Origin of the sequence: Pedobacter sp., from assembly GCF_035566355.1 — a bacterium.
In the GTDB taxonomy this organism is placed as follows: Bacteria; Bacteroidota; Bacteroidia; order Sphingobacteriales; family Sphingobacteriaceae; genus Pedobacter.
The window spans coordinates 1-5,656 of the sequence record NZ_DATMRL010000136.1; the positions used below are offsets into that span (position 1 = coordinate 1).

Sequence of the window (5,656 nt, forward strand, 5' to 3'; positions counted from 1 at the left end):
CCCTGATCTGATCATTTCAGATATCGTACTGCCCGGAATGACGGGTACCGAACTGACCAACAAACTAAAATCTGATGTCCGGACCTCTCATATTCCAATTATTCTGTTAACAGCCAAAGGAAGTGTAGAACAGCAAATTCAGGGAATGGAAAGTATGGCAGATACCTATATTGTAAAACCATTTAATTTTGATTATCTCCTTGCCAGCGTAAATAACCTGCTCAAAAATAGAAATCTACTCAAAGCGCATTACAGCAGCGACATCAGCTCTTCTTCAAAAATTCCCGTTTCTAAAGCACTGGACAAGAAATTTCTGAACGATTTTGCAGGTATTGTGGAGCAGAACCTTGGAAACGAAAGTTTTAGTGTAGATGATCTTGCCAGAGAAATTGGCGTTTCCAGGGTACAGTTGTACAGAAAAGTAAAAGCGCTCCTCGATTGCAGTATCACAGATTATATCCTGAACCGGAGATTAAAAAAGGCCAGTTATCTGCTGATCAATGAAAGTTATTCTATTTCTGAGATTACGTATATGGTGGGTTTTTCGACACCAAATTATTTTGCAACAGTATTTAAAGCTAAATATGGTTGTACACCAAGCGATTACAAGAAGAACAACCAATAAGTGCTAAAATCTTTACGATTCGATATATTTGCTATATTTTTATAAATAAATAAAATTTATTAATTTAGAACTAATGACAAACCACATAGGACAAAATATTAGAAGCTTGCGTAAGAAACAAAACTGGTCGCAGGAGAAAGTCGCAAAGGGACTTGAAATTTCAATTCCGGCATATTCTAAAATAGAAACCGGTATAACGGACATTAACATTGATCGCCTTCATCAGGTGGCCGCTTTTTTCAATGTTTCGGTCGTAGATATTCTGATTGATGAACTCGCAGGGTCAAAATCCCAGGAACAAGGCATGATTACTGAACTTAAAGCAAAGCTGGCCAAACGCGAAGAAGAATACATCCAGCTGCAGGCTAAGATCATTGATCTTTATGAAAAACTGAAAAAGATCTAAACCTGGAATTGCACCACTATAAGTACTTCTTTTCCTGATCAGAATAAAAATGCTCCTATGGGTATTTTTATTCTATTATCTTTGGGTTAACCAAACCATCATTCCAAATTTGTGACGACCTGAATGGAGCATCAACTCAAACTGTATAAGAAAGCCGCTGGAATTGCTAAAATCGGGTTATGGGAGCTCGATCTTCCGAGCCAAAAGCTCACCTGGGATCTTGTGACCAAACAAATATTTGACGTTGATGAATTTCATCAGCCAGATCTGAATGAGGCCATGGGTTACCGTATAGACGCTCCAGGACCAGATCGGCTGGAGCAACTCCTTCAGCAGCTCACCTCCAGCAAGGAGACGTTGAGTACTGAGTATAAAATAAAAACCGCAACCGGGATTATCAAATGGATAGAATCCCATACTCAGGCTGAATTCACAGACGGCATTTGTTACAAGTTAGTAGGTACAGTTCAAGACATTACGGAGCAAAAAGAGCTTATTGAAACGCTCAGAATCAACCAGGACAGGTTTCATCAAGCCTTCGATTTCGCACCGATTGGTATGGCACTGGTCTCACCCAAAGGAAAATGGATCAAAGTAAATAAAAGTCTTTGTGAACTCTTAGGGTATTCAGAAAAAGAATTGTTAAGAAGAAGTTTTCAGAAACTGACCCATCCCGAAGATTTAAATCTCGATTTGGAATACCTGCATAAGGTGCTCCGTAAGGAGATCAGTTCTTACTCTATGGAAAAGCGTTATATCCATAAAACCAAGGAGATTGTTTGGGTACAGCTTAATGTAAGCCTGGTCTGGAAGGACGACACACCTTTATATTTTGTTTCGCAGATCAAAAATATTACTGACCGCAAGCAAGCCGAACAGGAACAAAAGAAAACCATGCTGATCATTAATGATCAGAACAACAGGCTGGTGAATTTCGCTCATATTGTTTCACACAATTTGAGGTCACACTCTTCAAATTTCCAAATGATGCTGAAATTACTTGCAGAGACCAGCAATGAGGAGGAAAAAAAAGAGATCATCGCTTTACTTCTTCAAAATGCAGATCACTTGTCGGAAACCATAGATAACCTGAATGAGGTTGTAAAGGTCCAGCTGAATAGCCATCAGCAGAAAAAGGCACTAAACCTTAAGCAGGAGATCAAAAAAGTACTGCTCAGTATTAAAGCCATTGCCGAAGAACAGAAATCATCGTTTTCAATAGATGTACATCCGGACCTTTTCGTCTTTTGTAATCCTGCGTATATGGATAGCATACTGTTGAACATTTTAACAAATGCTATAAAATACCGCTCTCCATACCGGACTCCTAAAATCGGAATCAAAGTTTATTCGGTTCAGGGGGAAATGGCACTTGAAATCTCAGATAATGGCATTGGAATTGACCTGAAACGCCATGGCTCTGAGTTATTTGGGATGTATAAGACTTTTCACCAAAATAAAGATGCGAGAGGAATCGGCTTGTTCATTACCAAAAACCAGGTGGAAGCTCAAGGAGGCAGAATAGAGGTAGAAAGTCAGGTAAATACCGGTACAACATTCAGGATCTATTTACCGGGTATCGATAACTAAAACTTAGCCTCCATCAAGATTCTTTTAAATGGATACAAAACGGGTATTTTCGTGAAGCGGTTATAAATTCTGGTTTTAAACTCCTGGATAAAGTTTTCTTTTATTTCACCATCTAATCGGTCCAGGTATGGAATTAAAGCTGTCCCGGAGATCCAATTGTACAATTCTTCTTTGTTCGAAACAATCAATGGATAGATCTTTTTATAAATGCTCATATCTTTACTTCCATTTTCAAAAAGTATTTGTGCATACTCATCTATATCTAATACCGGAGAAACCCTTCTCCAATTGTTTAGTGCATGCTTATAATTTTTTTCTTGCACCAGCCCGTCCAGGATTTGATTGAGTGCATTACCTGTCTGGTCTGGAATCTGAATGGCCAGCTGTCCACCCGGCAGGAGCATACCAATAATTTCAGGTAACAGTTCTTTATGCCTATCTGACCATTGAATGGCAGCATTCGAAAAGACAAGATCATATTTCCGGTCTAATTTTACTTGTTCTTCAATACTCCTGTGTTCAAAAGTAACCTGGTCATTGCTAAAAGCCGCGGCGTGGCCGAGCATTTCGCTGGAAGAATCGATCCCCAACACCTGGCAGTTTGGCAATTGGTCAGCGAGTTTGCGCGTCAGTTCTCCCGTTCCGCAGCCCAGGTCAATCACCTTCAAATCGGGCTTGATGTCAATTAGGGTCATTAAATCATAAAAAGGAGCAAATCGTTCTGATTTGAATTTGTTGTAGGTGTCTGGGTTCCATGCCATATAACATCTACAACAATAAAGCACTCAGTTTGTTGTTAACAACCTACAATTTGACCGATCAAATTCGTTAAGATAATCAAGTATAAAAAAGTGGACATCAATTTCAAAGATTAAAGCCAGTTCTACAATGCGTTCCAGATTAATTTTGGTATTTCCATTTTCAAGTAAACAATACGAATTCTGGGATATTTCTAAAGCATCAGCCATAAAATATTGAGAATACTTTCTTTTTATCCTGATCTTTCGGATGTAATTTCCAAAGCTAACAGACGTTATTTCAGACTTATCTTTCATGAGTGTTAATTTGAAGCGAATAAAACCTCTTATTAACGATATGAAAATCGTTAATAAGAGGTGAGATGAGTTAATTATTCTTGTTTAATAATACTGTCTTTAAATGAGCTTCCATTTTGTACAGATTCTACAACATACGATGTTCCTGCAGGCAATACCATAAGCTTATTAAATTGCTTGTTGTCTTTTAAAAGCACTTGAGCAGAAAGTCCATTGATGCTTAGTACTTTGGCCCCAGTCCGTAAACTAACTTTAGGATTTTCAACAGCAGTCAGACCCTGTATCATTAGATCACCATTTAGATCAAAACCAAAAAGAAAACCTCCTATCGAAAAATCATAGGGATAACTATAAGTTTTATTGGGCGAAAAATGGATTTCTTTTTTCTGCATATTGATCGTGAAATTATAGCGGCTGATCAACCGTACGCCAATAGAGCCATCAAAACCCGGGTTCCAGCTTTCGCTCTGTCCACCTCCCGCCATCAGCGTTACCGGCATATTCTTTATGACGGGCATATTGGAAAAAGAAAATGTTGCTGCCCTGCCGCCAAAGGTAGGTGTAGTCATCCCCATACTGGTGGTGCTGCCATTGTATTCTGCCTTAAATCCACTAACCAATAACTTATTCTTTTTTACAAAAGGTCTGAAACAAATCAAACTGTAAGAGGCACCAGTGTCAAAAACAAAATCACCGGTATGCACAGGTTCAGTCGTTATACTCAAGGATCCGGGGATAATGAACAAACCAGAAGGCATTGTAAAAGGTATGGACGCTCCCTCCTTTTCATATTGATAATCACCAAAATTGTATAAAGAAAGTTCTTTCCTATCGTAGTCAACTTTGGTAATGTACCTTCTGGCAATAGTATTTCCAATAATTCCATCCAAATCTTTGTGCATTTCCTTAAAAACAGCAATGCCCTGGTTTTTTACCTCAAAATCATCTAAATGAACTGTATTTCCGTCAGAAACCTGGATCTCCATATTTCCACCTACCACAGAAGCATTTTGTTTCCGGGTTATTTTTAAGCCAATTGAATCAGCAAGCGATTGACTTATGGCCATTCCATCTGCACCGGTATCGAACAATAACCTTAAAACTTTGGGACTGTTATTGATCCTGACTTTAAGGATAACGGAGCCATGTTCTGTTTCAAATGGAACCTTAACCAGTAATTTTGAAGGTATATTTCCACTTGCACCAGTTTGTCCATAAGAAACCCCAAATCCCAACATCAGCAGAAAAACCAGATATAGATATTGTCTAGAGCCCATAAATCCTTTCTAATGCTTTATCGATATCGTCGGTTGCGCTGGAGGTAACACGCACTAAGATCTTACCATTTGAATCAATCAATATTTTAGTTGGAAAAGCACTGATATGGAACATTTTAACAATATTTTGCTTTTCTATCCCATCTTGATTTAAAATATGCACCCAATTGATCTGATCATCTTTAATGGCTTTCAACCAGCTGGCTTTCGATTCATCAAGTGTTTTACCTCGTTCTTGTGCAATCGCCACAATCTCAAAGCCCTTACTACTATATTTTTTATACAATTCTTTTAAATGCGGATGACTTGCCCGACAAGGCCCACACCAGCTTCCCCAGAAATCAAGCAAATACGTTTTTCCTTTCAACTGTTCCGTGCTTACTTTCTTTCCGTCTTTGTCCAATCTTTCGAAAGCAAATACCGGGGTACCTGCCAGGGTTGGAGTCAGCTTATCTACGGATTTCTGGATACCCTGACCCAGAATTGTATTTTTATAAGTTGGTGCCAGGTTCTTCCAGGCTTCTACATAGTGATCGGCACTATACAAGTTCTCCATACGGCTCAATAAAAAAACAGAAGCAAATGCATCCGGATGTTCGCGCACAAAATCTTTTTGTTTTTTATAGTTCTCCACCGAGATTTTATGGATCTCTTCACTTCGCGCCGCAGAATCAACGGCCGATAATTTGCTCTTGGAGCTGAT

7 protein-coding genes are annotated in these 5,656 nt (G+C 38.8%); 3 read left to right on the forward strand and 4 right to left on the reverse strand.

Going from position 1 to position 5,656, the window contains the following annotated elements; translation table 11 throughout:
* The 3 genes from VNZ46_RS05345 to VNZ46_RS05355 all read left to right on the forward strand — a co-directional run.
* A partial coding sequence (locus VNZ46_RS05345; RefSeq protein ID WP_325559089.1) for a DNA-binding response regulator occupies nucleotides 1-625 on the forward strand: 625 nt, incomplete at its 5' end.
* 73 nt (nucleotides 626-698) lie between these two features.
* Nucleotides 699-1,031, forward strand: coding sequence for a helix-turn-helix transcriptional regulator (locus tag VNZ46_RS05350; protein ID WP_325559090.1), 333 nt, complete (start codon nucleotides 699-701; stop codon nucleotides 1,029-1,031).
* Nucleotides 1,032-1,154: 123 nt separating this feature from the next.
* Nucleotides 1,155-2,621: a PAS domain S-box protein gene (locus tag VNZ46_RS05355; RefSeq protein WP_325559091.1), complete on the forward strand. Its 1,467-nt coding sequence runs from the start codon at nucleotides 1,155-1,157 to the stop codon at nucleotides 2,619-2,621.
* On the opposite strand, the gene VNZ46_RS05360 is transcribed toward VNZ46_RS05355, so the two are convergent.
* From VNZ46_RS05360 to VNZ46_RS05375, 4 genes are all read right to left on the reverse strand, one after another.
* On the reverse strand, nucleotides 2,618-3,382 hold the full coding sequence (locus tag VNZ46_RS05360; RefSeq protein ID WP_325559092.1) for a methyltransferase domain-containing protein: 765 nt from the start codon (nucleotides 3,380-3,382) through the stop codon (nucleotides 2,618-2,620). The genes VNZ46_RS05355 and VNZ46_RS05360 overlap by 4 nt on opposite strands.
* A 24-nt stretch (nucleotides 3,383-3,406) precedes the next feature.
* Nucleotides 3,407-3,676, reverse strand: coding sequence for a helix-turn-helix transcriptional regulator (locus VNZ46_RS05365; RefSeq protein WP_325559093.1), 270 nt, complete (start codon nucleotides 3,674-3,676; stop codon nucleotides 3,407-3,409).
* 74 nt (nucleotides 3,677-3,750) lie between these two features.
* A complete protein-coding gene (locus VNZ46_RS05370; protein WP_325559094.1) occupies nucleotides 3,751-4,953 on the reverse strand; it encodes a retropepsin-like aspartic protease in 1,203 nt (400 codons plus the stop codon).
* On the reverse strand, nucleotides 4,943-5,656 hold a 714-nt coding region (locus tag VNZ46_RS05375; protein ID WP_325559095.1), incomplete at its 5' end, for a TlpA disulfide reductase family protein. The genes VNZ46_RS05370 and VNZ46_RS05375, both read right to left, overlap by 11 nt.